At 63.7% G+C, this 26,080-nt stretch carries 26 protein-coding genes; 18 read left to right on the forward strand and 8 right to left on the reverse strand.

Translation table 11 applies throughout. The annotated features are described in order from the left end of the window. Positions 1–7: 7 nt before the first annotated feature. The 4 genes from mtaB to NKH21_RS23640 all read right to left on the reverse strand — a co-directional run bounded on the left by mtaB (position 8) and on the right by NKH21_RS23640 (position 3,510). On the reverse strand, positions 8–1,309 hold the full coding sequence (gene mtaB / locus NKH21_RS23625) for a tRNA (N(6)-L-threonylcarbamoyladenosine(37)-C(2))-methylthiotransferase MtaB (protein WP_352668029.1): 1,302 nt from the start codon (positions 1,307–1,309) through the stop codon (positions 8–10). Continuing rightward, positions 1,309–2,193, reverse strand: coding sequence for a diaminopimelate epimerase (gene dapF / locus NKH21_RS23630; RefSeq protein ID WP_352867830.1), 885 nt, complete (start codon positions 2,191–2,193; stop codon positions 1,309–1,311). Before dapF ends, mtaB begins: the two co-directional genes overlap by 1 nt. 74 nt (positions 2,194–2,267) lie before the next feature. Then, positions 2,268–2,429: a DUF1328 domain-containing protein gene (locus NKH21_RS23635; RefSeq protein WP_352479665.1), complete on the reverse strand. Its 162-nt coding sequence runs from the start codon at positions 2,427–2,429 to the stop codon at positions 2,268–2,270. A 70-nt stretch (positions 2,430–2,499) separates the two neighbouring features. Continuing rightward, entirely contained in the window at positions 2,500–3,510 is a 1,011-nt protein-coding gene (locus NKH21_RS23640) for an MBL fold metallo-hydrolase (protein ID WP_352867833.1), read from the reverse strand. A 304-nt stretch (positions 3,511–3,814) separates the two neighbouring features. Between NKH21_RS23640 and NKH21_RS23645 the strand changes: the two genes are divergently transcribed. Further along, entirely contained in the window at positions 3,815–4,354 is a 540-nt protein-coding gene (locus NKH21_RS23645) for a protease inhibitor Inh/omp19 family protein (RefSeq protein WP_352450179.1), read from the forward strand. Positions 4,355–4,437: 83 nt separating this feature from the next. Continuing rightward, positions 4,438–5,640, forward strand: a complete 1,203-nt coding sequence (gene zapE / locus NKH21_RS23650) for a cell division protein ZapE (protein ID WP_352867837.1) — start codon at positions 4,438–4,440, stop codon at positions 5,638–5,640. A 31-nt stretch (positions 5,641–5,671) separates the two neighbouring features. Here the strand turns inward: zapE and NKH21_RS23655 are convergent, their stop codons facing one another. Further along, complete coding sequence (locus tag NKH21_RS23655; protein WP_352867840.1) at positions 5,672–6,100, reverse strand: GNAT family N-acetyltransferase; 429 nt, start codon at positions 6,098–6,100, stop codon at positions 5,672–5,674. Positions 6,101–6,332: 232 nt separating this feature from the next. Between NKH21_RS23655 and mdh the strand changes: the two genes are divergently transcribed. From mdh to lpdA, 11 genes are all read left to right on the forward strand, one after another. Beyond that, positions 6,333–7,301, forward strand: a complete 969-nt coding sequence (mdh, locus tag NKH21_RS23660; protein ID WP_352668043.1) for a malate dehydrogenase — start codon at positions 6,333–6,335, stop codon at positions 7,299–7,301. Between the two features lie 41 nt (positions 7,302–7,342). Next, entirely contained in the window at positions 7,343–8,539 is a 1,197-nt protein-coding gene (gene sucC, locus NKH21_RS23665) for an ADP-forming succinate--CoA ligase subunit beta (protein ID WP_352867844.1), read from the forward strand. Further along, on the forward strand, positions 8,539–9,030 hold the full coding sequence (locus NKH21_RS23670) for a hypothetical protein (protein ID WP_352867847.1): 492 nt from the start codon (positions 8,539–8,541) through the stop codon (positions 9,028–9,030). The genes sucC and NKH21_RS23670 overlap by 1 nt, the downstream gene beginning before the upstream one ends. A 32-nt stretch (positions 9,031–9,062) precedes the next feature. Next, entirely contained in the window at positions 9,063–9,434 is a 372-nt protein-coding gene (locus NKH21_RS23675; protein ID WP_352867850.1) for a cupin domain-containing protein, read from the forward strand. Between the two features lie 2 nt (positions 9,435–9,436). Then, positions 9,437–9,934 carry a DUF1579 family protein gene (locus NKH21_RS23680; RefSeq protein ID WP_352867852.1) on the forward strand — a complete coding sequence of 166 codons (498 nt, stop codon included), beginning with the start codon at positions 9,437–9,439 and terminating at the stop codon, positions 9,932–9,934. A 12-nt stretch (positions 9,935–9,946) separates the two neighbouring features. Then, positions 9,947–10,849, forward strand: a complete 903-nt coding sequence (gene sucD, locus NKH21_RS23685; RefSeq protein WP_352719356.1) for a succinate--CoA ligase subunit alpha — start codon at positions 9,947–9,949, stop codon at positions 10,847–10,849. Between the two features lie 126 nt (positions 10,850–10,975). After that, positions 10,976–13,963, forward strand: a complete 2,988-nt coding sequence (locus NKH21_RS23690; protein WP_352867855.1) for a 2-oxoglutarate dehydrogenase E1 component — start codon at positions 10,976–10,978, stop codon at positions 13,961–13,963. A 29-nt stretch (positions 13,964–13,992) separates the two neighbouring features. Further along, the gene (gene odhB / locus NKH21_RS23695; protein WP_352867858.1) at positions 13,993–15,288 is read left to right on the forward strand and encodes a 2-oxoglutarate dehydrogenase complex dihydrolipoyllysine-residue succinyltransferase; all 1,296 of its coding nucleotides are present in this window, start codon (positions 13,993–13,995) and stop codon (positions 15,286–15,288) included. A gap of 23 nt (positions 15,289–15,311) precedes the next feature. Beyond that, positions 15,312–15,839: a hypothetical protein gene (locus NKH21_RS23700; protein ID WP_352867861.1), complete on the forward strand. Its 528-nt coding sequence runs from the start codon at positions 15,312–15,314 to the stop codon at positions 15,837–15,839. Further along, the gene (locus NKH21_RS23705) at positions 15,836–16,591 is read left to right on the forward strand and encodes an SDR family oxidoreductase (RefSeq protein ID WP_352867863.1); all 756 of its coding nucleotides are present in this window, start codon (positions 15,836–15,838) and stop codon (positions 16,589–16,591) included. Before NKH21_RS23700 ends, NKH21_RS23705 begins: the two co-directional genes overlap by 4 nt. 18 nt (positions 16,592–16,609) lie before the next feature. Next, positions 16,610–18,016, forward strand: coding sequence for a dihydrolipoyl dehydrogenase (gene lpdA / locus NKH21_RS23710; RefSeq protein WP_352668058.1), 1,407 nt, complete (start codon positions 16,610–16,612; stop codon positions 18,014–18,016). A 744-nt stretch (positions 18,017–18,760) separates the two neighbouring features. On the opposite strand, the gene NKH21_RS23715 is transcribed toward lpdA, so the two are convergent. Both NKH21_RS23715 and NKH21_RS23720 read right to left on the reverse strand, forming a co-directional pair. Then, positions 18,761–19,828, reverse strand: a complete 1,068-nt coding sequence (locus NKH21_RS23715; RefSeq protein WP_352668060.1) for a TraB/GumN family protein — start codon at positions 19,826–19,828, stop codon at positions 18,761–18,763. An 85-nt stretch (positions 19,829–19,913) separates the two neighbouring features. Further along, the gene (locus NKH21_RS23720) at positions 19,914–20,852 is read right to left on the reverse strand and encodes a tyrosine recombinase XerC (protein ID WP_352668062.1); all 939 of its coding nucleotides are present in this window, start codon (positions 20,850–20,852) and stop codon (positions 19,914–19,916) included. Between the two features lie 129 nt (positions 20,853–20,981). On the opposite strand from NKH21_RS23720, the gene rimM reads away from it, so the two are divergent. Both rimM and trmD read left to right on the forward strand, forming a co-directional pair. Beyond that, complete coding sequence (rimM, locus tag NKH21_RS23725; RefSeq protein ID WP_352867868.1) at positions 20,982–21,581, forward strand: ribosome maturation factor RimM; 600 nt, start codon at positions 20,982–20,984, stop codon at positions 21,579–21,581. Next, positions 21,578–22,276: a tRNA (guanosine(37)-N1)-methyltransferase TrmD gene (gene trmD / locus NKH21_RS23730; RefSeq protein ID WP_352668066.1), complete on the forward strand. Its 699-nt coding sequence runs from the start codon at positions 21,578–21,580 to the stop codon at positions 22,274–22,276. The genes rimM and trmD overlap by 4 nt, the downstream gene beginning before the upstream one ends. On the opposite strand, the gene NKH21_RS23735 is transcribed toward trmD, so the two are convergent. Further along, positions 22,258–23,010, reverse strand: coding sequence for a sulfite exporter TauE/SafE family protein (locus NKH21_RS23735; protein WP_352668068.1), 753 nt, complete (start codon positions 23,008–23,010; stop codon positions 22,258–22,260). The genes trmD and NKH21_RS23735 overlap by 19 nt on opposite strands. A 368-nt stretch (positions 23,011–23,378) precedes the next feature. Here NKH21_RS23735 and rplS point away from each other — a divergent pair, with 368 nt between their 5' ends. The 3 genes from rplS to NKH21_RS23750 all read left to right on the forward strand — a co-directional run bounded on the left by rplS (position 23,379) and on the right by NKH21_RS23750 (position 26,057). Continuing rightward, the gene (gene rplS / locus NKH21_RS23740; protein WP_254817835.1) at positions 23,379–23,918 is read left to right on the forward strand and encodes a 50S ribosomal protein L19; all 540 of its coding nucleotides are present in this window, start codon (positions 23,379–23,381) and stop codon (positions 23,916–23,918) included. 263 nt (positions 23,919–24,181) lie between these two features. After that, positions 24,182–24,979, forward strand: a complete 798-nt coding sequence (locus NKH21_RS23745) for a transporter substrate-binding domain-containing protein (protein WP_352468079.1) — start codon at positions 24,182–24,184, stop codon at positions 24,977–24,979. Positions 24,980–25,244: 265 nt separating this feature from the next. Further along, positions 25,245–26,057: an amino acid ABC transporter permease gene (locus tag NKH21_RS23750; protein ID WP_352867874.1), complete on the forward strand. Its 813-nt coding sequence runs from the start codon at positions 25,245–25,247 to the stop codon at positions 26,055–26,057. Positions 26,058–26,080: the final 23 nt, after the last annotated feature.

The raw sequence follows: 26,080 nt of genomic DNA on the forward strand, positions 1-26,080 counted from the left end.
TGCGCTCTCAGGCGGCGCGGGCGGCAAGCGGCGCGGCGATCAGTCTGACACCGTCATGGCCTGCGATATCAGCCTCGACGATGTCGCCCGGAGCGCCGGCAGAGACCGCGGCCAGCGTAAACCCTTCGGTGCGGCCGAGCCCGTCGCGCTCGACCAGGATCGACTGGCGTGTGCCGGCAAGTGCCGAAAGGTGACGGCGATAGGCGGCCTCGCCGGCGGCGCGCAGGCGTGCCGCGCGTTGCTTGACGACGTCGCGGCGAAGCTGCGGCATGCGCGCGGCGGGTGTGCCCTGGCGCGGCGAAAACGGGAAGACGTGGATATGCGTCAGGCCGCATTCCTCGACGATCTCCAGCGAGTTTTCGAACATGGCGTCCGTCTCGGTCGGGAAGCCGGCGATGATGTCGGCGCCGAAAACGATGCCGGGGCGCAGTTTGCGCACATCCTCGCAAAAGCGGATCGACTGGTCGCGGCTGTGCCGGCGCTTCATCCGCTTCAGGATCATGTCGTCACCCGATTGCAGCGACAGATGCAGATGCGGCATCAGCCTCGGCTCGGTGGCGATGGCGTCCAGCAGATCGTCGTCGGCCTCGATCGAATCGATGGAGGAAAGCCGCAGGCGTTTGACGTCGGGCACCTGCTTCAGGATGGTCTTGACCAATTTGCCGAGCTTCGGGGCGCCCGGCAGATCGGCGCCAAAACTGGTCATGTCGACGCCCGTCAGCACGATCTCGGCATAACCGTTGCCGACGAGTCTCTTGACCTGCTCGACCACGGCGCCCATCGGCACCGAGCGCGAATTGCCACGACCGTAAGGAATGATGCAGAAGGTGCAGCGGTGGTCGCAGCCGTTCTGCACCTGGACGAAAGCGCGCGCGCGGCCTTCGATGGCGTCGACCATGTGGGCGGCCGTCTCGCGCACCGAAAAGATATCGTTGACGCGCGCCTTTTCGGTGTCGTTGACGCCGAAATCCGGCAGCGCGCGATAGGAATGCGCCCTGAGCTTTTCCTCGTTGCCGAGGACGAGATCGACCTCGTCCATGGCGACGAAATCCTGCGGGCCGGTCTGCGCAGCGCAGCCGGTGACGATGATGCGGGCAGCCGGGTTCTCACGGCGGGCTTTTCTGATCGACTGCTTGGCCTGGCGCACCGCCTCGCCGGTGACGGCGCAGGTGTTGAAGATGATGGCGCCGCCTTCGAGGCTACCGAGGCCGGCACCTTCGGCTTCACGCCGCATCACCTCGGATTCATAGGTGTTCAGCCGGCAGCCGAAGGTGACGACCTCGATACCCTTGTTGCCAGGAGCAGCCATCAGGCGGCACTTTCGGTGTCGCGCGCCCACGCCCCGGTCGACGGATCGAAGCTGCCGGAAAATTCCCATTCGGCGGCACCGGTGAGGATGACGTGGTCGTCGTCGCGCCACAAAACATGCAGCGAGCCGCCGCCGGGCGTCATCAGCGTCACGCTGCGGCCGGTACGCCTTGTGCGGGCCGCAGCTACCACGGCAGCGCACGCGGCCGAGCCGCAGGCCTTGGTCAGGCCGGCGCCGCGCTCCCAGGTGCGGATTGCCATGGTCTCCGGCGAAGTCACCTGCGCGATGGTGATGTTGGCGCGCTCGGGGAAGATCGGGTGGTTTTCGAGCAGCGGGCCGAAGCGCTCGAGCTCGTACGACCAGACGTCGCGGTCGACCCAGAAGATGGCGTGCGGATTGCCCATCGAGACGACCGACGGCGAATGCAGCACCGGGGAATCGATAGGGCCGATCTGCAGCTCGATCATGCGGGTGTCGCGAAACTCCTCGGCCAGCGGGATGTCCTGCCAGCCAAAGCGCGGCGTGCCCATGTCGACTGAGATCGTTCCGTCGGCATGTTCCTCGGCATTGAGGATGCCGGCGACTGTTTCAAAGGCAAATGTCTTCTGGCCGGTCTCGGCGGCGAGCGCCTGGACCACACAGCGCATGCCGTTGCCGCAGGCTTGCGCGCTCGTTCCGTCGGAATTCAAGATGTCGATGAAAAAGGCGGTGCCCGGCGTCCTGGGGTCGTGGATCGCCATGATCTGGTCGAACCTGGTCGCCGCATCGGCATTAAGCGCGATGGCTGCCGCAGGCGTCACGCGATCGGCACGGCCGCGCATATCGGCAACGATGATCTCGTTGCCGATGCCGTTCATCTTCGCGAAAGGGGCCGCGCTTGCCATCGATCGAAAGGTCTCTTGCCGGTTTGGCGCCTATATGGCGGATAGCGGCAGAAATTACCAGCGCGGCGTGATTTTCAAGTCACCGCGAAGACGCCAAGCACGATCAGCAGGAAGATGATCAGCACGATGCCGATGAGGATGCGCGCGCCGGTGGCGGCGGCTCCGGCCAGTACCGGCATGCCGAGCAGGCTCGCTGCGGCCGCGATAATCAAAAGAATGATGATCCACCTGATCATGAGAGACACCTCACAGCCGACAGGTTTGAACACCTACAAACGTCTATGTGATGCCTTAGGTTCCGCCGCGCTAAACCTCCGGCACGTCCCAGACTTCGCCCGGCCGCAAGGCGCGAAAACGTTGCCGCGGCAGGCCGGCGGCATCGAGCGCTTCGCCGAGCTTTCTGGGCGGCTCGTCGATCGGCTCGTTGGTGAGCCGGAACGTGCCCCAGTGACAGCCGGCCGCATAGGAAGCGTTGCACAACAGCATGCCGTGCACCGCCTCTTCCGGATCCTGGTGATGCGGCGCCATGAACCAGCGCGGCTCGTAGGCGCCGATCGGCAGGATGGCGAGGCGGAAGCCGCCGTGCTTTTGCGCCATCAGCCGGTAGTTGATGCCGCCGTGGAAGCCGGTATCGCCGGCGAAATAGATCTTTGCGCCGGGTGTCTCGACGACGAAACCCGCCCACAGCGCCATGCGCCGGTCGCGGGTACCGCGGGCCGACCAGTGGTGCACCGGCTCGACATGGACGGTGACGCCATCGCCAATATCGACCCGGTCGCCCCAGTCATGCGCGGAAAGCCGCATACGGGGCACGGCAGCGTCGATGATCGTGTCGTTGCCGAGCGGCGTCAGCAGCAGCGGGTCGTGTCTTGTCTTCAGGCGCTTCAGCGTGGCGAGGTCGAGATGGTCGTAATGGTTGTGGCTGACCAGCACGAGGTCGATGGGCGGCAAATGCGAAAAGGCGATGCCCGGTGGATTGACGCGTTTCGGACCGGCGAAGGAGAGCGGCGAGACGCGTCGCGACCAGACCGGGTCGGTCAGGATGTTCAGGCCGGCTGTCTGGACGAGCAGCGAGGAATGACCGACCATGGTGAGGCGCAGCGTAGAACCATCGATGCGCTCGACCGGTCTTGCCGGTGGAAACGGGCTCGGATCCGCCGCCGGCCATTTCGAGCGTTCGCGGCTCAATTGCCATTTCAACAGATCGGCAAAGCGACCCGGCGGCCGTCCGTCGGGATTGAAGAACAAGGTGCCGTCGAAATGATCGCTGGGCGGCCCGCTGTAATAGCGGTTGGCGGCTCTCTTTCTCGCGGCCAAGAAATCGGCTCCCTGCAGTTTGCTGATCGCCAAGAGATAATGCCGGAGCCGGCCCGCACAAGCATTTGAGGTGAACGCCAGGGATTTGGCGCCAGCGCGCCGTATCGCATCAACCGGAGGTGCCGGCCAAACGGCCGAGGCGTAACGCAATTCAGGCAATGTGCATTTTGCGACAAATTTACAACATTAGCGGCGCAAACCGTATTTTAACCATATCGGGTTGAAATTTCGCCACCTTCTCCATCTTGGTGAGGGGGACATTGCGCGGACGGCATCCCCAGCCGGATCCGACGGAGGTTGAAGAATGAAATTTTCGAAAACCGGCCTGCTGGCCGTATCGTTGGCCGCGCTCGTTGCGAGCGGCTGTTCAACCTCACGGTTCACATCAATGGACGAGCAGCAGCCGGCGCCGCTGGAAGCCGCGCCCGCCGGCAAGGTGACCGCAAACCAGCTGCCGCCGCCGGCGACACCCGGCCCGGCCGATCCGTCGAAGTTCCCGACCGCGCCGCAGAACACCCAGGTCGCCTCGCTGCCGCCCGACGGGACGGCGCCGGCCGGTGCGGCCGACCTTACCGCGTCAAGCGTCGCCGGTGTGTGGAAGGCAAGCGTGTCCGGCCAGAGCTGTCAGGTGGCGACGCCGCAGACCAAATTCGGGTCGGGCTACCGCGCCGGACCGCTGCATTGCCCGGCGCCGCTCGATGGCATCAAATCCTGGAACGTCGCCGGCAAACAGCTGACGCTCTTTGACGAGAACGGCGGCACGCTGGCACGGCTTTATTCCTCGGGCGGCGAGAAATTCGACGGCCAGACTTCCAACGGCCTGCCGATCTCGCTTACAAGGTAAGAGAACGGCCCCCATTGTTACGCAATTCCGGACAGAAAACCGCTACACACTTTTCTTGGGATTGCTCCGGAACGACGTGACCGATGCATCTGCGTGACGGCCTCCAGATCCATGCGACCGTCAAGCAGCGCTACGACCATCTGGTCGAGACGGGCGCCATCGGGCGCGACCCGGCGCAGGAGCGAATAGCCGCTGCGCTCGACCGGCTGATCGAAGAGATATCGGCAAAGCGGCTGGCGCAGAAATCAAGCGCGCTGGGGTGGTTGTTCGCCCGCAAGCGCGAGGTGCACGAGGCGGTCAAGGGCCTCTACATCCATGGCGGCGTCGGCCGCGGCAAGACCATGCTGATGGACATGTTCTTCGAGCTGCTCCCGGCGAGGCGCAAGCGCCGGGTGCATTTCAACGACTTCATGGCCGACGTGCAGGACCGCATCCAGAAGCACCGGCAGGCTCGCAAGAACGGCACGGCCAAGGAGGACGACCCGATCCCGCCGGTGGCGCGCGCGCTGGCCGAGCAAGCCTGGGTGCTGTGCTTCGACGAGTTCTCCGTCACCGACATCGCCGATGCGATGATCCTGTCCAGGTTGTTTTCGGCGTTGTTTGCCAATGGCGTGGTGCTGGTCGCCACCTCCAATGTCGCGCCGCAGGATCTCTACCGCGACGGCCTGAACCGCCAGTTGTTCTTGCCGTTTGTCGCTATCCTGGAGCGCCACGCGCAGGTGCTGGCGCTTGACGCCGACAAGGATTACCGCCTCGACAAGCTCAGCCGCATGCCGGTCTACGTCACCCCGGCCGATGCCGCCGCCGACCATGCGCTCGACGACGCGTGGGCGGTGATGACGCATGGCAGGCCGACGGCCGAGGCGATGCTGACGGTGAAGGGCCGGCACGTCGTGGTGCCGCGTGCTGCCGGCGAGGCGGCGCGGTTTTCGTTCGCCGATCTCTGCGAGAGGCCGCTCGGCGCCCGCGACTATCTTGCCATTGCCAGCCGTTTCTCGACCATCTTCATCGACCATGTGCCGGTGCTCGGCGAAGGCAAGCGCAACGAAGCCAAGCGCTTCATCCTGCTGGTCGATACGCTCTACGATCATCATGTACGGCTGGTGATGAGCGCCGCGGCACCGCCGGCGCAGCTCTATACGGCCAAGCGCGGCAACGAAGTCTTCGAGTTCGAGCGGACCGCATCGCGGCTGATCGAGATGCAGAGCCACGACTGGCTGGAGGACTGGGCGGAGAGGCAGAGGGCGCAGGGATCATCGGCGGAGGCACGGCAGGCTCAGGCGTGAGGGATAGTACAGAAGGGGGCGCTGCCGGCGCCTATAATCGATAAACATACATGACGAACCCCTCCGCCGGCCCATGCGGCTCTCTTCGCGACTCGTAAAGTGCGCGAGCAGCAACATTGTCCGGCTCGGTGCCGACCCACGCCTCCTCACAGCCATGCTCGCGACCGAGTGCGAACATGGCGCCGAGCATCCTCGTCGCAATGCCCTGGCGTTGAAAGGCCGGCGCCACGCCGACTTCGTCTATGTAGAGTTCGCTCACCTTGTCCGGGTGGCGGTGGACGACGGCTGCGCATTGGCCGACGACGATGCCGTCGGCGAGGGCCACGACCATGAAATGACCGGCCTCCATGAGATAGGCGGAGAGCCGATCCGGCCTGACCGGCTCGTCGAAGACTTCGTCGACGACCCGCATCACAAGGGCGTCATCGCCAGGAAACAGCCTTCTGATTTCCAGTGCCATTGTGTAGAATTCCTCTAGCCGGCTTCAGAACTTTGACGTTTACGTAAGTCCCAATGTTTCTAACCGATTGAAATTACTCACTCCAAAATAATCGTTTGAATTTTTGTGCGGCCAAGGCTATTGCGAGCGGCGAATTTCGCGGTTCCGCAGCATTCCGGCCTCTTCCTCCGACGCCGTCATCAAATCGTCAAGGATTTGGGCGCCGTCATAGTCAAAGGGAAAACATCCTGACATGGCACGCAACAAGATAGCGCTCATCGGCTCGGGCATGATCGGCGGCACCCTCGCCCACATGGTCGGCCTCAAGGATCTCGGTGACGTCGTGCTGTTCGATATCGCCGAAGGCATCCCGCAAGGCAAGGGGCTGGACATCGCGCAGTCGTCGCCGGTCGATGGGTTCGACTCCAGACTGACCGGCGTCAACGACTATGCCGGCATCGAGGGCGCCGACGTCTGCATCGTCACCGCCGGCGTGCCGCGCAAGCCCGGCATGAGCCGCGACGATCTTCTGGGCATCAATCTGAAGGTGATGGAGCAGGTCGGCGCCGGCCTCAAGAAATACGCGCCGAAAGCCTTCGTCATCTGCATCACCAATCCGCTGGACGCCATGGTCTGGGCGCTGCAGAAGTTTTCCGGCCTGCCGAAGAGCCATGTCGTCGGCATGGCCGGCGTGCTCGACAGCTCGCGCTTCCGCTATTTCCTCGCGGAAGAATTCAAAGTCTCTGTCGAGGACGTCACTGCCTTCGTGCTCGGCGGCCACGGCGATTCCATGGTGCCGATGATCCGCTATTCGACGGTTGCCGGCATCCCGCTGCCCGACCTCATCAAGATGGGCTGGACCTCGAAGGAGCGGCTCGACCAGATCGTGCAGCGTACCCGCGACGGCGGCGCCGAGATCGTCGGCCTGCTCAAGACGGGCTCTGCCTTCTACGCGCCGGCCGCCTCGGCCATCGCCATGGCCGAAGCCTATCTCAAGGACAAGAAGCGGGTGCTGCCCTGTGCGGCGTATCTTTCGGGCCAATATGGCGTCAAGAACACCTATGTCGGCGTTCCCGTGGTAATCGGCGCCGGCGGCGTCGAGCGGATCATCGAGATCGAGCTCTCGAAAAGCGAGCAGAAGATGTTCGACAGTTCGGTCGCGGCGGTGCAGGGCCTCTGCGACGCCTGCGTCAAGATCGCTCCGCATCTCGCGGCCAAGTAAGCCGGCAACCAAGCCCGCCAAGCAAGCTGGAGACATAGCGCATGAACATCCATGAATATCAGGGCAAGGCGCTGCTGAAAGGTTTTGGCGCACCCGTGGCCGAGGGCGTGCCGGTGTTCAAGGCGAACGAGGCGGAAGCCGCCGCCAAGGCGCTGCCCGGCCCGCTCTATGTGGTCAAGAGCCAGATCCATGCCGGCGGCCGCGGCAAGGGCAAGTTCAAGGAGCTCGGCCTCGATGCCAAGGGCGGCGTCAGGCTGGCGAAGTCGGTGGCCGAGGTCGTCGCCAACGCCAAGGAGATGCTCGGCCATACGCTGGTCACCAAGCAGACCGGCCCGGCCGGCAAGCAGGTCAACCGGCTCTATATCGAGGACGGCGCCGACATCGAGCGCGAACTCTATCTGTCGATCCTGGTCGACCGTTCGGTCGGGCGCGTCGCCTTCGTCGTCTCGACCGAGGGCGGCATGGACATCGAGGCGGTCGCCCACGACACGCCGGAAAAGATCATTACCGTCGCCATCGACCCGGAAAAGGGCGTGACGGCCGACGATGTGAAGAAGCTCAACGCCGCACTGAGGCTCGACGGCGACGCCGCCAAGGATGGCGCGACCCTGTTTCCGATCCTCTACAAGGCGTTTGTCGAGAAGGACATGAGCCTGCTCGAGGTCAACCCGTTGATCGTCATGAAGAGCGGCCGGCTGCGCGTGCTCGACGCAAAAGTGTCGTTCGACAACAATGCGCTGTTCCGTCACCCGGACGTGCTCGAATTGCGTGACACCACCGAAGAGGACGAGAAGGAGATCGAGGCGTCGAAATACGACCTCGCCTATGTCGCGCTCGACGGCAATATCGGCTGCATGGTCAACGGCGCCGGCCTCGCCATGGCGACGATGGACATCATCAAGCTTTATGGCGCCGAGCCCGCCAACTTCCTCGATGTCGGCGGCGGCGCGTCGAAAGAGAAGGTGACGGCGGCGTTCAAGATCATCACCAAGGATCCGGCGGTCAAAGGCATTCTGATCAACATCTTCGGCGGCATCATGAAGTGCGACATCATCGCCGAGGGCGTCATCGCCGCGGTCAAGGAGGTTGGCCTGCAGGTGCCGCTGGTGGTGCGGCTGGAAGGCACCAATGCCGAGCTCGGCAAGAAAATCATCAACGACAGCGGGCTGAACGTGGTGTCGGCCGATGACCTCGATGACGCAGCCAAGAAGATTGTCGCGGCGGTGAAGGGCGGCTGATGCGGCGCATGCTGGCCATAGCGTTCTGCGGCATGGCCTTTTGGGCCAGCGCGGCTGAGGCTGCGGATAGTTCGACGTCGCCCGCCTGGATCGGCAAGAGGGTCAATCTCTTCATGAATTTATGTCCGGCGACAGCACCCAGCTTTGGCAGGTTCGACGCCGTTGCCCGTGAGAGCGGGTTCAAGGCCGGATCCGACGGACTCCAAGTCTACAAGGCTACAGAGATCGTTGCCTCGATCAAAAATTGGAGCGGTCGCTGCGACTGCCTTGTCTCCTTCGGCACCAACGATCCAAAGCGGGCTGCCAACATGATCCTGAGAACGCTTCTGACCAAATACGGCAGCAAGTTCCAGGCCGATGATGATCCCAAGTCCCTTGGCAAATTGAGAACGTCTGGCGGCAATCTATCGGTGCAGGTCGTAACGACGCGGCGCGCCGGTAGCCAATGGATCGGTGCTGTCGTTCACGGAAACCAAAGATGCCCAGCTTGAAAACTGAACTTCATGGTCAGGGTCGCTAGGCGATGCCTCCGCGCAAGATAAACCTCGTCGAAGCGGCGGACGCGAAGATCAAAAAGGTCTTCGATCCGCACATTGCCGGTGACGTTAACGATTCCCAGGTCAAGATCGCCAAGTTCGGCGATGTCTTCGACTGGCACGCGCATGACAATGAGGATGAAGCCTTCCTGGTGCTGCGCGGCCGCATCGCCATCGACTTCCGCGACGGCACGGTGGAGCTTGGCAGCGGCGATTTCATCGTCGTGCCGCGCGCCGTCGAGCACCGTCCGCGCTCGCTGAGCGAAGAACCTGTCGTGCTGATGTTCGAGCCGGCGACGACGCTCAACACCGGCAACGCCAAGAGCGACCTCACCGTCACCGAGCTGAAGCGGCTCTGACCATGAACGCGGCACCGTTCTCCTCCCTCTCGGCCGATCACCAGCGCCTGCAGGCGCTGGTCGGTGCCTGGCGTGGCGAGGAAGAGATTTCGGGCACTCAGTGGGCCGACGCCGGTACGGCGACTTCGGAAGTGCTGGCCGAGGCGCAATTCGGCGGCCTGTTCGTGGTGCAGCGCTATCGCCAGCGCCGCGACGGCACGGTTTCGTTCGGCTCGCACAATGTGTTCGGCTTCGATCAGCAGAACAGCCTCGTCACCCTGCATCAGTTCGACTCGATGGGGTTCGTGCCGGCATCGCCCGCCACCGGCACTTGGAACGGCAGCGAGCTGGTTCTGGATCGGTCGTCGCCGCGCGACGCGGCGCGCGTGACGTATATTTTTGACGATGCCGACACCTACCGCATGCGACTGCATTTCAAATCTGCCGGCAGCGATAGCTGGCAAGACATGGTAAGCGGCGTCTACCGGCGCGTCTCGCCATCCTCGATCAACGGTTTTTAGAAAAGGGCTCCGATGTCCATTCTCGTCGACAAGAACACCAAGGTGCTGGTGCAGGGCCTGACCGGCAAGACCGGGACGTTCCACACCGAACAGGCGCTGGCCTATCACGGCACCAAAATGGTCGGCGGCATCCACCCCAAGAAGGGCGGCGAGACCTGGACCGGCGCCAAGGGCGAGGCACTGCCGATCTTCGCCACCGTAGCCGAAGGTAAGGCCAAGACCGGCGCCAATGCCTCCGTCGTCTACGTGCCGCCGGCGGGTGCTGCCGAAGCGATTCTGGAAGCGATCGAGGCCGAGATCCCGTTGATCGTCTGCATCACCGAGGGCATACCGGTGATGGACATGATCAAGGTCAAGGCGAGGCTCGACCGCTCGAAATCGCGGCTTATCGGGCCGAACTGTCCCGGCGTGCTGACCCCCGACCAATGCAAGATCGGCATCATGCCCGGCAACATCTTCCGCAAGGGCTCGGTCGGCGTTGTTTCGCGCTCGGGAACGCTTACCTATGAGGCGGTGTTCCAGACCACCAATGTCGGTCTCGGCCAGACCACCGCCGTCGGCATCGGCGGTGATCCGGTCAAAGGCACGGAGTTCATCGACGTGCTGGAGATGTTCCTCGCCGACGACGAGACCAAGTCGATCATCATGATCGGTGAGATCGGCGGTTCGGCCGAGGAAGACGCCGCGCAGTTCCTCAAAGACGAGGCAAAGCGCGGCCGCAGCAAGCCGATGGCAGGCTTCATCGCCGGGCGCACCGCGCCGGCGGGCCGCACCATGGGCCATGCAGGCGCGGTCATCTCCGGCGGCAAGGGCGGCGCGGAAGACAAGATCGCGGCGATGGAATCGGCCGGCATCAAGGTTTCGCCGTCGCCGGCCCGGCTCGGCACGACGCTGGTCGAGGCGATCAAGGGTTAGGGGAGTAAGGGAGTGCGGGAATAGGGGAGTAGGGAACAAGAAGAGGGCATTTGCCCTACTCCCTTACTCCCCTATTCCCGTACTCCCCTCCAACAAAGGAGACGAAGCAAAGGCTTCGACAGTGACATGGCAAGACAAGATCAGGCCAACGACCAGTTTTCGCTTACCTCTTTCCTCTATGGCGGCAATGCCGATTATATCGACGCGCTTTATGCCGCCTATGAGGACGATCCCGCTTCGGTCGATCCCGAATGGCAGGATTTCTTCGCGGCGCTGAAGGACGACGCCGGCGACGTGCGCAAGAATGCCGAGGGCGCCTCTTGGGCCAAGCCCTCATGGCCGATGCAGGCCAATGGCGAGTTGGTCTCGGCGCTGGACGGCAATTGGGGCCTGGTCGAAAAGCACATCGAAAAGAAGGTCAAGGACAGGGCGGTCGGCAACGGCGCAGCGCTTTCCGACGCCGACGTGCATCAGGCGACGCGCGATTCCGTCCGCGCCATCATGATGATCCGCGCCTTCCGCATGCGCGGCCACCTGCACGCCAATCTCGATCCGCTCGGCATTGCCAAGCCGCTCGAGGATTATAACGAGCTGTCGCCGGAGAATTACGGCTTCACCGAAGCCGACTACGACCGGCCGATCTTCCTCGACAATGTGCTCGGGCTGGAATTCGGCACCATCCGGCAGATGCTCGATATCCTGACCCGGACCTATTGCTCGACGCTCGGCGTCGAATTCATGCATATTTCCGATCCCGAGGAGAAGGCCTGGATCCAGGCGCGCATCGAGGGCACCGACAAGGAGATCTCCTTCACTGCAGCCGGCAAGAAGGCGATCCTGCAGAAGCTGGTCGAGGCGGAAGGCTTCGAGCAGTTCATCGACGTCAAGTACAAGGGTACCAAGCGCTTCGGCCTCGATGGCGGCGAATCGCTGATCCCGGCGCTGGAGCAGATCATCAAGCGCGGCGGCCAGCTCGGCATGAAGGAGATCGTGCTCGGCATGGCGCATCGCGGCCGGCTGAACGTGCTGTCGCAGGTGATGGCCAAGCCGCATCGCGCCATTTTCCATGAGTTCAAGGGCGGCTCGGCCGCGCCCGACGAGGTCGAAGGCTCGGGCGACGTGAAGTACCATCTCGGTGCCTCGTCGGATCGCGAGTTCGACGGCAACAAGGTGCATCTGTCGCTGACTGCCAATCCCTCGCATCTGGAAATCGTCGACCCGGTGGTGATGGGCAAGGCGCGCGCCAAGCAGGACTATCTGTTCGGTCGCAGCCGCGAGGAGATCGTTCCGCTGGAAGAGCGCGCCAAGGTGCTGCCGCTGCTGTTGCATGGCGACGCCGCCTTTGCCGGCCAGGGCGTGATTGCCGAAATCCTCGGCCTGTCGGGCCTGCGCGGCCACCGCGTCGCCGGCACGCTGCATTTCATCATCAACAACCAGATCGGCTTCACCACCAACCCGCGCTTTTCGCGCTCGTCGCCCTATCCGTCCGATGTGGCCAAGATGATCGAGGCGCCTATCTTTCACGTCAATGGCGACGATCCGGAAGCTGTGGTCCATGCGACCAAGGTGGCGATCGAATTCCGCATGAAGTTCCACAAGCCTGTCGTGGTGGACATGTTCTGTTACCGCCGCTTCGGCCACAATGAGGGCGACGAGCCCGCCTTCACCCAGCCGATCATGTATCGCAAGATCCGCAACCAGAAGACGACGGTGCAGATCTATGCCGACCGGCTGATTTCCGAAAGCCACATCACCCAGGTCGAGTTCGAAAAGATGAAGGCCGATTGGCGGGCGCATCTCGAGCAGGAATTCGAGGTCGGCCAGCATTACAAGCCGAACAAGGCGGATTGGCTGGACGGCGCGTGGTCCGGCCTGCGCTCGGCCGACAACCAGGACGAACAGCGGCGCGGCAAGACCGCCGTGCCGGTCAAGACGCTGAAGGAGATCGGCAAGAAACTGACCGAGGTGCCGAAGGATTTCGAGGCGCACAGGACGATCATCCGCTTCCTCGACAACCGCCGCCAGGCGATCGAGTCCGGTGAAGGCATCGATTGGTCGACGGCCGAGGCACTGGCCTTCGGCGCCATCCTGCTCGACGGCAATCCGATCCGGCTGTCCGGACAGGATTCGGAGCGCGGCACCTTCTCGCAGCGCCATTCCGTGCTCTATGACCAGCGCGACGAGACACGCTACATCCCGCTCAACAATCTGTCCGCGGCGCAGGCCGGTTTCGAGGTCATCAACTCGATGCTGTCGGAAGAGGCCGTGCTCGGCTTCGAATATGGCTACTCGCTGGCCGAGCCGAAGGCGCTGACGCTGTGGGAAGCGCAGTTCGGCGACTTCGCCAACGGCGCCCAGGTGGTGTTCGACCAGTTCATCTCGTCGGGCGAGCGCAAATGGCTCAGAATGTCGGGCCTCGTCTGCCTGCTGCCGCACGGCTATGAAGGCCAGGGGCCTGAGCATTCGTCGGCCCGGCTCGAGCGCTTCCTGCAGCTTTGCGCCGAAGACAACATGCAGGTCGCCAACGTCACGACGCCGGCCAATTACTTCCACATCTTGCGCCGGCAATTGAAGCGGGACTTCCGCAAGCCTCTGATCCTGATGACGCCGAAGTCGCTGCTGCGCCACAAGCGGGCGGTATCGACGCTGCCGGAGATGTCGGGCGAAAGCGCCTTTCACCGGCTGTTGTGGGACGATGCCCAGCTGCTGTCGGGCCAGGCCATCAAGCTCACCAAGGATTCGAAGATCCGCCGTGTCGTGCTCTGTTCGGGCAAGGTCTATTACGACCTCTACGAGGAGCGCGAGAAGCGCGGCATCAACGACATCTATTTGCTGCGCGTCGAGCAGCTCTATCCGTTCCCGGCCAAGGCGCTGATCACCGAACTGTCGCGCTTCCGCAATGCCGAGATGGTGTGGTGCCAGGAAGAGCCCAAGAACATGGGCGCCTGGTCGTTCATCGATCCGTATCTCGAATGGGTGCTGGCGCATATCGACGCCAAGCATCAGCGGGTGCGCTATACCGGCCGGTCGGCCGCCGCCTCGCCGGCGACCGGATTGATGTCCAAGCATCTCGCCCAGCTTGCCGCCTTGCTCGACGACGCGCTTGGTGAATAGAACAGAACCGAAAGAAACGGACAGGCACAATGGCAACCGAAATCCGCGTCCCGACACTTGGTGAATCCGTCACCGAGGCGACTATCGGCAAATGGTTCAAGAAGGTCGGCGACGCGATCACCGCCGATGAGCCGCTGGTCGAGCTCGAAACCGACAAGGTGACGGTGGAAGTGCCGGCCGCCGCCGCGGGCACGCTCGCCGAGATCGCCGTCAAGGAAGGCGAGACGGTCGGCGTCGGCGCACTGCTCGGCACGATTTCGGCAGGCGGAGCAGCCGATGCTGCCGCCGCCCCGGCAACGAAGCAGGAGGCGGTGTCGCAGGCCTCGGCTCCGACTGCGGCCTCGAGCGTCAAGCAGGCCGCCGCCGAGACGGCCAAGATCGCCGGCGACGCCGGCGCCATCGAGACACGCACCATGCCGCCGGCGCCGTCGGCGGCAAAGCTGCTGGCCGAGCACAATCTCGCGGTCGACCAGGTGTCGGGCTCGGGCAAGCGCGGCCAGGTGCTGAAAGGCGACGTGCTCGACCTGATCGCCAGGGGCGCGCCGTCGCAGCCGGCAGAAATGCCGAAGGCCGCCCCTGTACCGGCACCTGTCGCAGCGCGTGCGCCGTCCTCGGCCGACGATGCGTCGCGCGAGGAGCGCGTGCGCATGACCAAGCTGCGCCAGACCATCGCGCGCCGCCTCAAGGAAGCGCAATCGACCGCCGCCATGCTGACCACCTTCAACGAGGTCGACATGAGCGCGGTGATGGCGCTGAGGAGCAAATACAAGGACGTGTTCGAGAAGAAGCACGGGGTGAAGCTCGGCTTCATGGGCTTCTTCACCAAGGCGGTCACCCATGCGCTGAAGGAGATACCGTCGGTCAATGCCGAGATCGACGGCACCGACATCATCTTCAAGAACTACGCCCATATCGGCGTTGCCGTCGGCACCGAGAAAGGTCTCGTCGTGCCGGTTGTGCGCAATGCCGACCAGATGTCCATCGCCGAAATCGAAAAGGAAATCGGCAGGCTGGGGCTTGCGGCGCGCGACGGCAAGCTGTCGGTTGCGGATATGCAAGGCGGCACGTTCACGATTTCCAACGGTGGCGTTTACGGGTCGCTGATGTCGACGCCGATCCTCAATGCGCCGCAGTCGGGCATTTTGGGCATGCACAAGATCCAGGAGCGGCCGATGGTGGTCGGCGGCCAGATCGTCATCCGTCCGATGATGTATCTGGCGCTGTCCTACGACCACCGCATCGTCGACGGCAAGGAAGCGGTGACGTTCCTGGTGCGGGTCAAGGAAAGCCTGGAGGATCCTGAGCGGCTGGTGCTCGACCTCTAGGGGCGGCCGACGTGAGCCGGAGCATGGATCTGCGCCGCCGGATGAATTCCCCTCGTTTCCGGTCCGGTTTGTTTGTCACGATCTGCGCACTCGGCGTGCAGACGGTCTCCGCGGCCCTCGCCGCCTGTCCCATCGAGCTCGCCGTCTATGGCGAACCTGAGAACGCCGCCGAGATCGATTTCAGGCCGACCGGGGAGTCGGCCGCCGTCACCAACAGCTTCAAGATGGTGCTCGACAAGGGCGTCGTGCTCGACGGCATCGTCATGTGGACCGAGGGCGTGGCGCGGCCGCATGGCTCGCTGATGTACAAATGCCCGGCCGGCGACATCACCGGCGACGAGCTCGCCGCCTGCACCGTGTGGGAGGGCGTCATCTACACTGCCGACGACCAGGGCAATATCGCGTTGCTGCCGGGCGAAGGAAAGGATGCGCCGAAGAAGCTGATCCTTCCCGATCTGGGAGCGTCGTTGCAGATGTCGGCGGCCTATGGCGCCAACGGCTTTTCCAAGGTGCCCTGGGACGTCTTTGCCCTGAAAGGATGTCAGGAATGAGCGCGAGCGGAAAAATCCTGCTGGTGACCGGCGGCAGCCGCGGCATTGGCGCCGCTACATGCAGGCTTGCCGCCAAGGCCGGCTATCGCATTGCGGTCAATTACGTGTCGAATGCAAAAGCAGCCGAAACGGTGGTCGCCGACATCGAAGCCGCTGGCGGAGAAGCCTTCGCCGTCAAGGGCGATGTCGCCAGCGAGGGGGACGTGTTGGCCATGTTCGAGGCTGTCGATGCCCGGTTCGATCGGCTCGACGCGCTCGTCAACAATGCCGGCGTGGTCGACCAGAGCGCGCGCGTCGACGAGCTGAGCGCTGCAAGGCTGGAGCGCATGATGCGCATCAATGTGATCGCACCGATGCTTTGCGCCCGCGAGGCGGTGAAGCGCATGTCGACCAGGCATGGCGGCAAGGGCGGCGCGATCGTCAATGTTTCTTCGATCGCGGCAAGGCTTGGCGGGCCGGCTCAATATGTCGACTACGCCGCCTCGAAGGGCGCGCTCGATTCCTTCACCATCGGGCTTGCCCGCGAAGTGGCCGGCGAAGGCATTCGTGTCAATGCGGTCAGCCCGGGCATCATCGACACAGAAATTCATGCCTCCGGCGGGCAGCCGGATCGCGCCGAGAGAATGCGCAAGGTGGTGCCCATGCAGCGCGTCGGCACCGCCGAGGAAGTCGCAGCCGCAATTCTCTGGCTGCTGTCGGACGAGGCGTCCTACACAACAGGCGCCAATCTGGAAATCGGCGGCGGCCGCTAAAGCAAAAGGGACAGTATTATGGCCTATGACGTCGTTATCATCGGATCGGGACCAGGCGGCTATGTCTGCGCCATCAAGGCGGCGCAGCTCGGTCTGAAGACGGCGGTGGTCGAAAAGAACCCGACCTTCGGCGGTACCTGCCTCAACATCGGCTGCATCCCGTCGAAGGCGCTGCTGCATGCGTCCGAGATGTTTGCCGAGGCCGGCCATTCCTTCGATGCGCTCGGCGTCGAGATCGGCGCGCCCAAGCTCAACCTTGGGAAGATGATGGCGCACAAGGATGCGACGGTGACGGCCAACGTCAATGGCGTCGCCTTCCTGTTCAAGAAGAACAAGATCGACAGTTTTCGTGGCACCGGCAAGGTGGTTGCGGCCGGCAAGGTGTCGGTGACCTCCGATGACGGCAAGATCGAGGAGATCGAGACCAAGAACATCGTCATCGCCACCGGCTCCGACGTCGCCGGCATTCCCGGCGTCAAGGTCGATTTCGACGAGAAGGTGATCATCTCGTCGACCGGCGCGCTGTCGCTGGACAAGGTGCCGGGCCATCTGGTGGTGGTCGGCGGCGGTGTCATCGGTCTAGAGCTCGGCTCGGTATGGGCGCGGCTCGGCGCCAAGGTCACCGTGGTCGAGTTCCTCGACACCATCCTGGGCGGCATGGATGGCGAGGTCTCCAAACAGTTCCAGCGCATGCTGTCGAAGCAGGGCTTTGAGTTCAGGCTGGGCGCCAAGGTGACCGGCGTCGCCAAGGCCAAGAAGGGGGCGACCGTCACCTTCGAGCCGGTCAAAGGCGGAGCGGCCGAGACGATCGAGGCGGACGCGGTGCTGATTGCGACGGGACGACGGGCCTATTCGGACGCTCTCGGGCTGAAGGAGGCCGGCGTCGACGTCGATGAGCGCGGCCGGGTCAAGACCGACGGTCATCTCAGGACCAACGTGCCTGGCATCTACGCCATCGGCGATGTCATCGCCGGGCCGATGCTTGCCCACAAGGCCGAAGACGAGGGCGTGGCGGTGGCCGAAACCATCGCCGGCCAGGCCGGTCATGTGAACTATGACGTGATTCCGAGCGTCGTCTACACCACGCCGGAAATCGCCTCGGTCGGCAAGACCGAAGAAGAATTGAAGAAGGCCGGCATCGACTACAAGGCCGGAAAATTTCCGTTCAGCGCCAACGGCCGGGCGCGCGCCATGCTGCACACCGACGGCTTTGTGAAAATCCTGGCCGACAAGGCCAGTGACCGTGTGCTCGGCGTCCACATCGTCGGCTTCGGCGCCGGCGAGATGATCCACGAGGCGGCCGTGCTGATGGAGTTTGGCGGCTCGTCGGAAGACCTAGCCCGCACCTGTCACGCCCATCCGACAATGTCGGAGGCGGTAAAGGAGGCGGCATTGGCGACGTTCTTCAAGCCGATCCATATCTGAGCAAACGCGGAGAATCGCAAACCTTGGAGATTGGCTGAAACATCTGCGATTGCTCCCAAAAACAAAACGGCCCGCCTTTCAGCGGGCCGTTCATATATTAAGTCGGCAGTCTGATCACTGAGGGGCCGGTGCTGGTGCCGGCGCAGGTGCTGGTGCCGGGGCTGGCGCAGGGGCCGGAGCGGGTGCAGGTTCTGCCGGAGCCGGAGCCGGAGCGGGTGTTGCCGGAGCTGGCGCAGGAGCCGGTTCGGCCGGCTTCATCGGCTCGGCGGGTGCAGGCGCCGGGGCCGGTGTGCTGGCTGCGGGCGGTTCGGCAGGCGCAGGTGCCTCGCTACGTCTTCCAAAAACATAATAGGCGACAATTGCCAGGATAACGACGACCAGGGCAATCAGCCAGCCGCTGCCGCCGCCGCGTGGCCGTGCGGTGCCCGGCGAGGTGAATGGGTCGTTCGGATTGGGTGTGTTCGCCATAAAAGTGTCCTCCGTGGATGAAAAACATCAAGTAATAGCCATCAACGTACAATCGTTGAATCGGTTTCACATTAGGCGTTGAAAACGCCGAAAACAGGGCAATTCTGATCCGGAATCGCTTGCAGGCATGCATTTCCACCGCAAAATGGGTTCGATCGAGCCAAACCGAACCTTTTTCAGTTTCTTGGCACGAAGCGCGGCTGGTCCGCCGTCGCGCCACGAGTAAGGACTGACCCCGCCTTGGCAATGATTCGGTGTGCAACTCCGCCGTGTTGTTCAGTTGACGGCGGTCACCGTATAGCCAGTCTTGCGGAAACCCTCGACCAAGCCTTGCGCGCCGGGAAGGTGCATGGCGCCGACCGCCATGAAGACATTGCCGTGGGCGAGGATCGGCGCTGCCCGATCGACCATCACCTTGTTGCGGCTGGTGATCATGGTCTGCTCGAATTCGGCGTAACCCGATTGGTCGTCGACCTGTTCGGGGATGACGGCCCGAAACAGCGGTACGTACATGCCAGTGTCGCCACGCCGGTAAAGCACGATCATGGTTTCGTTGACGTCGTTCACCTTGTCGCCAAGCTTCAGCGTATCGACCAGCCCCTTCAGGTGAAAGGCGATCGGCAGCGAAGCCATGGCATGCAGCTGGTCGGCGATTGTCTCCAGCCCCTCGACCGATTTGCCCGAAGCCTCGGCGTCCTTGGCAAGCTTGACGTCGAGCACCGGCGCACCGCCAGCCTGGCGGGCGACTTCGCATGCAGGCAGCGCCACCGTCGCCGACAGCAACCAGGGCTTCATCTTGGCGACGGTCGCTGGCGGGATGCCACGCGCATCGAGCGCCTTGTCGACCACCGCCGCATCCTCCGGCGACAGCAGCGACGAAAGCGTCGTCTTGTCGGTGAACATCATCAGATCCGGCTCTTTCAGCAGTGTGGCCATCACCTTCTGCTTGTCGAGCACTTCGGTGGTCTCGATGACGACGGTGCCAGCCGCATCGAATGCCTTCTGCGCGGCGGGCGGCAGCGTGGTGACGCGCGGGTCGGTAACGTGCATGGTGCCGAACAGGAAAGACGGTTTTTCGCCTGATTTTTCGAGCTTCCACAGCAGGCCCTTGCCGTTCGGCGTCGCTGCCGCGTCTGCCTCGATCTTGCGGTAGGCAGCCGGGTCGTCCTTTTGCAGCGCGCTCAGCATATCGCTACCGGCGCAGGCCGGGGTCTCGGCGCGTGCCTTGCCCGCGGCGAGCAGCGCGATGATGAGGAAGGAGAGGAAAAACAGGGCGTTGAGCGCGACAAGCAGCTTCAGCGACATATGGGTCGCGCGGTCGGCGATGGCGATGAGGCGTTTCATGTTGCGGTTCTAGGCGCAAAAAGCGGCAAAACGGTTAACCGGCGCATCCAAATTGTTGCGAGATGGCCACCGATATATGCATCGATCACGCGCGCGGATGGGCTGCTTCGTAAATCTCGAGCAGCCTGGCGGTGTCGACGCCGGTGTATATCTGGGTCGTCGACAGGCTGGCATGGCCGAGCAACTCCTGGATGGTGCGCAGGTCGCCGCCGCGCCCTAGCAGGTGCGTGGCGAAGGAATGGCGCAACGCATGCGGCGTCGCTGTGTCGGGCAGGTTGAGCGCCGAGCGCAGCTTGGCCATGTCGCGCTGGACGATTGCCGGGTTCAGCGGGCCGCCGCGGGCACCGCGAAACAGCAAGCCCTTGGGATCGAGATGATAGGGACACAAGCGGCGGTATTCGGCAATCGCGCGCAGCGCCACCGGCAGCACCGGCACCAGCCGCGTCTTGCCACCCTTGCCGGTGACGCGCAGCACGGTCTCACCAGGTGAGGACAGATCGGCGCCCGACAGGCCGAGCGCCTCGGAAATGCGCAAGCCGGACCCATAGAGCAGGGTCAGCACGGCGGCGTTGCGCGCGGCGATCCACGGCTCCTCCGCCAGCTGGCCTTCCACCGAGACGACGTGTTTTGCATCGCCTGCGGTCAGTGGCTTGGGCAGCGATTTCGGCTGCCGCGGCGCGCGTAAGGCTGCCGCACCTGCCGCATTGGCGAGGCCGCGCCGCTCCAGGAAACGCAGCAGCGAGCGGATGCCAGCCAGCCCGCGTCCGAGCGTGCGGGCGCCGGCGCCCTCGGCACGGCGGGCAGCGAGAAAGCCGCGCAGATCGGCGGGGCGCAGATCGGCGATGTCGGAGATGCCGGGCGAGCCGCCGCAATGGCCGGTCAGGAAATGCAGGAACTGGCGCGTGTCGCGTTCATAAGCCTCGACGGTTTCGGGCGACAGCCGGCGTTCTCGCGCCAGCATCTTCAGCCAGGCCTCGCGCGCCGCCTGAAGATCGGGTTTCGCCGGTATGAGGAATTCCTGCATTGCGATCTTCCAGTTCCGTTCTTCCAGTTCTGGGCCATCTTCCGGCACGCGGGTTAGGAAGCGGTGAAGAGCGGCGTCATTGAAATGACGACGGGCTGGGGTTAGAGCAAGGCAAAGGATTTTCCGCAGATGAGCAAGCCGCAAAACCCCGTCCAGATGGCCGTGATCGGTGCCGCGCACGGCATCAAGGGCGAATTGCGCGTCAAGAGCTTTACCGGCGACCCACTGGCACTGGCCGATTACGGTCCGCTCTACACCAGGGATGGCCGCGCCTTCCAGATCGTCGACATCAGGCCTGCCAACACCGTGGTGGTGGTGCGGTTCAAAGGCGTCAACGATCGCAATGCCGCCGAGGCGCTTGCCGGCACCGAATTGTTCGTCGACCGTTCGGTGTTGCCGGATGAGGGCGAAGAGGATGAATTCTACCATGCCGACCTCGTCGGACTGGAGGTCAAGGATGACACCGGTGAGGTCATCGGCAAGGTCGTCGCCGTGCATAATTTCGGTGGCGGCGACATTCTCGACGTGACGCTTGCCGGGCGCAAAGGCGTGCTCATCCCGTTCACGCAGGCCGCTGTTCCAGACGTGTCGATCGCCGGCGGCTTTGTCCGTGTTGATCCAGCCGCCGCAGGGTTGGTCGAGGACGAGGACGGCGAGCCTGCCGGTGACGACGGTTTCGACCCGAAGGGCAGGCCGCGCGGGCCGAGGGACGCCGGAGGCAACCGGTGAGTTTTTCGGCTTCGGTGCTGACGCTCTATCCCGAGATGTTTCCCGGCGCGCTCGGCCTGTCGCTGGCCGGCCGCGCGCTCGAGACCGGCATTTGGTCGCTCGAAACGATCCAGATCCGCGACTTTGCCAGCGATCGTCACCGTACCGTCGATGACACACCGGCCGGCGGCGGCGCCGGCATGGTGATGCGGGCAGACGTGCTGGCCCGTGCCATCGACCATGCCTCGCCGCCCGGCGATCCGCGTCCGCGCCTGCTGATGAGCCCGCGCGGCAAGCCGCTGATGCAGCGCCGTGTGCGCGAGCTCGCCGGCGGGCCGGGTGCGGTGATCGTCTGCGGCCGCTTCGAAGGCGTCGACCAGCGGGTCATCGAATCGCGGGGGCTGGAAGAAGTCTCGATCGGCGATTTCATCCTGTCCGGCGGCGAGCCGGCGGCACTCGTGCTGCTCGACGCCGTGGTGCGCCTGCTGCCCGGCGTCATGGGCAATGCGGTATCGGGCGACGAAGAGAGCTTTGAGAACGGCCTGCTCGAACATCCGCATTATACGCGGCCGCAGGAGTTCGAGGGCCGACCGATTCCCGAAGTGCTGATTTCGGGCAATCACAGGAAGATCGCGGCCTGGCGGCGGGCCGAAGCGGAGAGGCTGACGAAAGAGCGAAGGCCCGATCTTTTAGCCGCTCAGCCCTTGTCGAAATAGTAAAAAGCCAGGAACAGGCCGACGGCGATGACGAAGCCGCGCACCGCGTTCTGCGGCACGCGCCTGGCGATCCAGACGCCGGCATAGCCGCCGAGCGCGCCACCCGGGATCATGATGATCGCCTGCAACCAGGCGATGACGCCGCCCGAGACGAAGACCAGGATAGCTATCGCCGCGATGACCACGGCCAGCATGTTCTTCAGCGCGTTCAGCCGGTGATAGTCGCCGGACTGGGTGAGACCGAGCGTCGCCAGCATCATGACGCCCATGCCGGCGCCGAAGAAGCCGCCATAGACGGCGGTGGCGAACTGCGCCAGCGACCCGACCAGCGAACCCACCGCGGCCTCATGCTCCGGCTTGGGCGCCGGCTTCAGCCATGGCCCGGCAGCGAACAATGCGGTTGCCGCCAGCAGCAGCCACGGCACCAAGGCGCGGAACGACGGGTTATCGAGCCCTAAAAGGATAAGCGCGCCAGACAGCGCACCGAGACCCGAAATGAGGCTGAGCAGCAGTGCGCCGCGCCAGAAATGCTTGATGTCGTGCCAATAGGCGAGCGTCGAGGTGATGTAGCCAGGAAACTGCGTCACCGACGATGTCGCATTGGCGACGATCGGCGGCAGGCCGGCCAGGGTCATGGCGCCAAAGGTTATGAACGTGCCGCCGCCGGCAACGGCGTTGACCGCGCCTGACAGAAAGCCGGCGAGAAAGAGCAGGACCGCGTCCAAGATTGGCATGAGGGGTGTCGTCGCTGGAGGAAAATGCTTATCTTCCGGCTTAGAAAGCTTGACGCGCGGGCGCAACCCCCTGGACCACAAGCGATCATAGGATTGCCACAGCGGGCGCCAGCCAAAAAGAAACAGCGCCAAAAAAGAAACGGCGAAGACGTGACAAAGCGCCGAAATAGCTGTATGTGCGCGCCGAACCGGAAGAAAATTTGCCAAGAGCGATCTTCTGGCCCGTCAACAATGACGGTGTAGTCGCCCCTGCCCGATGTTCTCGAACAGACGTTCCCGAACGAAGGGCATAGCCGAGCGGTCGATGCGACCGCAAGGCGAGTGTCGGACGCTCTGACTGTCGGAAGAACAAGAAGTGGATTTATGAGATGGATATCCTCCGTCAGCTCGAGGCCGAGCAGGCCGCCAAGATCGAAGCCAAGCGCAAGCTCCCCGAATTCCAGCCCGGCGACACCGTGCGCGTCCAGGTCCGCGTGACCGAAGGCACCCGCACCCGCGTCCAGGCCTATGAGGGCGTCGTCATCGCCCGCGCCGGCGCCGGCTTCCAGGAAAACTTTACCGTCCGCAAGATCTCCTACGGCGAAGGCGTGGAGCGTGTGTTCCCGGTCTATTCGCCAATGGTCGAGGGCGTCGAGATCGTGCGCCGCGGCAAGGTGCGTCGCGCCAAGCTGTACTATTTGCGTGACCGTCGCGGCAAGTCGGCCCGCATTTCGGAAAACACCGGCGTGCGCGCCCGCAAGCTCAACGACGAAGAGCGCGATGCGCTGAACGCCGAGAAGGCGCGCATCGAGGCCGAGAAAGTGGCCGCCGCCCAGGCGCTGGCCGCCGAGAAGGCCGCGCAGGACGCCGCCGAGAAGAAGGCCGCCGACGAGGCCGCCAAGGCCGCGGAAGCAGCTGCCGCCGAATAAGGCTCTTCAAGAACGTACTTTCGGAAAGGCGGCTTCGGCCGCCTTTTTGTTTCGCGAGGTGGAGCCGATTTGCCGGGCCGCCTCGGTCCGCTATCGAAACGGATCGTTCCGTAATGCCGCCGTCGAAAGCATTGGAATCCATTTTCGTGCCGAACGCCGCATCGGAGCGGCTTGCAAGGCGCCTGCGGAAAGCTAAAGTCGGCGCCGGATTTTCCTGCATGCCTCGGCTGATCGAGGCGGTTCAGTTCCTGGGGAGCATCGTCATGATCAATTCGAAACTGCTGCTGGCCGGCCTGCTGGCTTGCCTTCTCGTGCCTGTCGCGGCTCTGGCGCAAGCGCTGCCCGACCTCGGCGGCAAGAAAGTGGTGGTGGTGACTGAAAATGCCTATCCGCCGCTGCAGTTCATCGATGCCAAGACCGGCAAGCAGATCGGCTGGGAATATGACGCGATGAACGAGATCGCCAAGCGGTTGAATTTCAAGGTCGAGTACCAGAATACCTCCTGGGACGCGATGATCCAGGCGGTTTCCGACAACCAGTACAACATCGGCATGACCGGCATCACCATCAAGGACGACCGCAAGCAGAAGGTCGACTTCTCCGACCCCTATATGCGTTCGGAGCAGTTCATGCTGGTGCGCGGCGACGAGAAGCGCTTCAGCGATGCCAAGACGTTCGCCGCCTTCAAGGACGGGCTGATCGGCGCGCAGGCCGGCACCACGCCGTTCTACACCGCCGTCTACAGCGTGCTCGACGGCAACGAGCAGAACCCGCGCATCAAGCTGTTCGAGACATTCGGCGCGACGGTGCAGGCGCTGAAGGCCGGCGACGTCGACGTCGTGCTCACCGACGGCACTGCCGGCAAGGGCTATGTCGATGCGTCCAATGGCGGCCTGAAGCTGATCGGCGGCCCGCTCGGCACCGAGGATTTCGGCTTCATCTTCCCCAAGGGCTCCGACCTGGTGAAGCCGGTCAACGCGGCAATCGCCGCGCTCAAGGCCGACGGCACGCTCGACGCGCTCAACAAGAAGTGGTTCCTTGATTACAAGATGGGGCAGTAGTCTCCATTGCTACGTGCGATGCGCGATGATCGTGTGCTGAAATTCGCACGAATTTCGTTTCTTCCCACCCCCCTCTGTCCTGCCGGACATCTCCCCCGCAAGGGGGAGATTGGCAGCTTTGGTCTCACCGCACATTCTGCAACGTTGGGGGTTGGCGAAAGCAGGCGCGACAGCCGATCTCCCCCCTTGCGGGGGAGATGGCCGGCAGGCCAGAGGGGGGTGTGACAGAACGCTGCCTTCGTGACACTGTCACCGGTACCGCTTGATGCCGTCGGCGCCCCCAGCCACCGCCAAATCCGACTTCCCCTGGTGGCTTGCCGTGGCCGTGGCGATCGCCTTGGCCGCCGCTATCTTCATCGCTGCCAGCGACCTCTATGCCCAGGTCTTCACAACCGTCGCCAAGGGCATCGGCGTCACCATCTTCGTCACTGTGGTCGCCTTCGCGCTGGCTTGCGCGATCGGGCTCGGCGTCGCGCTGATGGGCCTGTCGGACTCACGCTGGCTCAGCCAGATCGCCCGCTTCTATGTCGAGATCATCCGCGGCGTGCCGATGCTGGTGCTGTTGTTCTGGATCGCCTTTGCCGGCGCGCCGGCCTTCGTCGCGGCATGGAACGCGCTGACGGCGCCGCTGCAAAGCGCCGGCCTCTTCGGTGAGCTGCTGGTACGCGACGTGTCGCTTTTATGGCGCGCCGTCATGGCGCTGACCATCGGCTATTCCGCCTTCATCTCGGAGGTGTTCCGCGCCGGTATCCAGGCGGTCGAGAAGGGCCAGATCGAGGCGGCGAAGGCGCTCGGGCTGACGCGCACGCAGCGCTTCCGGCTCGTCATCTTTCCGCAGGCGATCCGCACCATCCTGCCGCCGCTCGGCAATGATTTCGTCGCCATGGTCAAGGATTCCTCGCTGGTCTCGGTGCTCGGCGTCGCCGACATCACCCAGATGGGCAAGATCTACGCCGCCGGCTCGTTCCGCTTCTTCGAAACCTATTCCATCGTCGCCTATATCTATCTCATGCTGACCGTCGGCTTGTCGCTGGCCCTGCGGGCGCTGGAGAAGCGGCTGCGCCACCAGAATGGGTAATAGAAGGCAGGCGAAATCGGCGC

The sequence above is a fragment of the Mesorhizobium sp. M1329 genome, from assembly GCF_040318035.1.
Lineage (GTDB): Bacteria > Pseudomonadota > Alphaproteobacteria > Rhizobiales > Rhizobiaceae > Mesorhizobium.

Bases quoted from the DNA above. Each gene is read 5' to 3' on its own strand.
- NKH21_RS23645 (WP_352450179.1), top strand. From the start codon at position 3,815: ATGAAATTTTCGAAAACCGGCCTGCTGGCCGTATCGTTGGCCGCGCTC.
- NKH21_RS23700 (WP_352867861.1), top strand. From the start codon at position 15,312: ATGGATCTGCGCCGCCGGATGAATTCCCCTCGTTTCCGGTCCGGTTTG.
- zapE (WP_352867837.1), top strand. From the start codon at position 4,438: ATGCATCTGCGTGACGGCCTCCAGATCCATGCGACCGTCAAGCAGCGC.
- mtaB (WP_352668029.1), bottom strand. From the start codon at position 1,309: ATGGCTGCTCCTGGCAACAAGGGTATCGAGGTCGTCACCTTCGGCTGC.
- sucD (WP_352719356.1), top strand. From the start codon at position 9,947: ATGTCCATTCTCGTCGACAAGAACACCAAGGTGCTGGTGCAGGGCCTG.
- NKH21_RS23705 (WP_352867863.1), top strand. From the start codon at position 15,836: ATGAGCGCGAGCGGAAAAATCCTGCTGGTGACCGGCGGCAGCCGCGGC.
- NKH21_RS23715 (WP_352668060.1), bottom strand. From the start codon at position 19,828: ATGAAACGCCTCATCGCCATCGCCGACCGCGCGACCCATATGTCGCTG.
- NKH21_RS23655 (WP_352867840.1), bottom strand. From the start codon at position 6,100: ATGGCACTGGAAATCAGAAGGCTGTTTCCTGGCGATGACGCCCTTGTG.
- NKH21_RS23745 (WP_352468079.1), top strand. From the start codon at position 24,182: ATGATCAATTCGAAACTGCTGCTGGCCGGCCTGCTGGCTTGCCTTCTC.
- lpdA (WP_352668058.1), top strand. From the start codon at position 16,610: ATGGCCTATGACGTCGTTATCATCGGATCGGGACCAGGCGGCTATGTC.
- mdh (WP_352668043.1), top strand. From the start codon at position 6,333: ATGGCACGCAACAAGATAGCGCTCATCGGCTCGGGCATGATCGGCGGC.
- rimM (WP_352867868.1), top strand. From the start codon at position 20,982: ATGAGCAAGCCGCAAAACCCCGTCCAGATGGCCGTGATCGGTGCCGCG.
- NKH21_RS23635 (WP_352479665.1), bottom strand. From the start codon at position 2,429: ATGATCAGGTGGATCATCATTCTTTTGATTATCGCGGCCGCAGCGAGC.
- NKH21_RS23720 (WP_352668062.1), bottom strand. From the start codon at position 20,852: ATGCAGGAATTCCTCATACCGGCGAAACCCGATCTTCAGGCGGCGCGC.
- dapF (WP_352867830.1), bottom strand. From the start codon at position 2,193: ATGGCAAGCGCGGCCCCTTTCGCGAAGATGAACGGCATCGGCAACGAG.
- sucC (WP_352867844.1), top strand. From the start codon at position 7,343: ATGAACATCCATGAATATCAGGGCAAGGCGCTGCTGAAAGGTTTTGGC.
- NKH21_RS23690 (WP_352867855.1), top strand. From the start codon at position 10,976: ATGGCAAGACAAGATCAGGCCAACGACCAGTTTTCGCTTACCTCTTTC.
- odhB (WP_352867858.1), top strand. From the start codon at position 13,993: ATGGCAACCGAAATCCGCGTCCCGACACTTGGTGAATCCGTCACCGAG.
- NKH21_RS23680 (WP_352867852.1), top strand. From the start codon at position 9,437: ATGAACGCGGCACCGTTCTCCTCCCTCTCGGCCGATCACCAGCGCCTG.
- NKH21_RS23735 (WP_352668068.1), bottom strand. From the start codon at position 23,010: ATGCCAATCTTGGACGCGGTCCTGCTCTTTCTCGCCGGCTTTCTGTCA.
- NKH21_RS23670 (WP_352867847.1), top strand. From the start codon at position 8,539: ATGCGGCGCATGCTGGCCATAGCGTTCTGCGGCATGGCCTTTTGGGCC.
- rplS (WP_254817835.1), top strand. From the start codon at position 23,379: ATGGATATCCTCCGTCAGCTCGAGGCCGAGCAGGCCGCCAAGATCGAA.
- NKH21_RS23675 (WP_352867850.1), top strand. From the start codon at position 9,063: ATGCCTCCGCGCAAGATAAACCTCGTCGAAGCGGCGGACGCGAAGATC.
- NKH21_RS23750 (WP_352867874.1), top strand. From the start codon at position 25,245: ATGCCGTCGGCGCCCCCAGCCACCGCCAAATCCGACTTCCCCTGGTGG.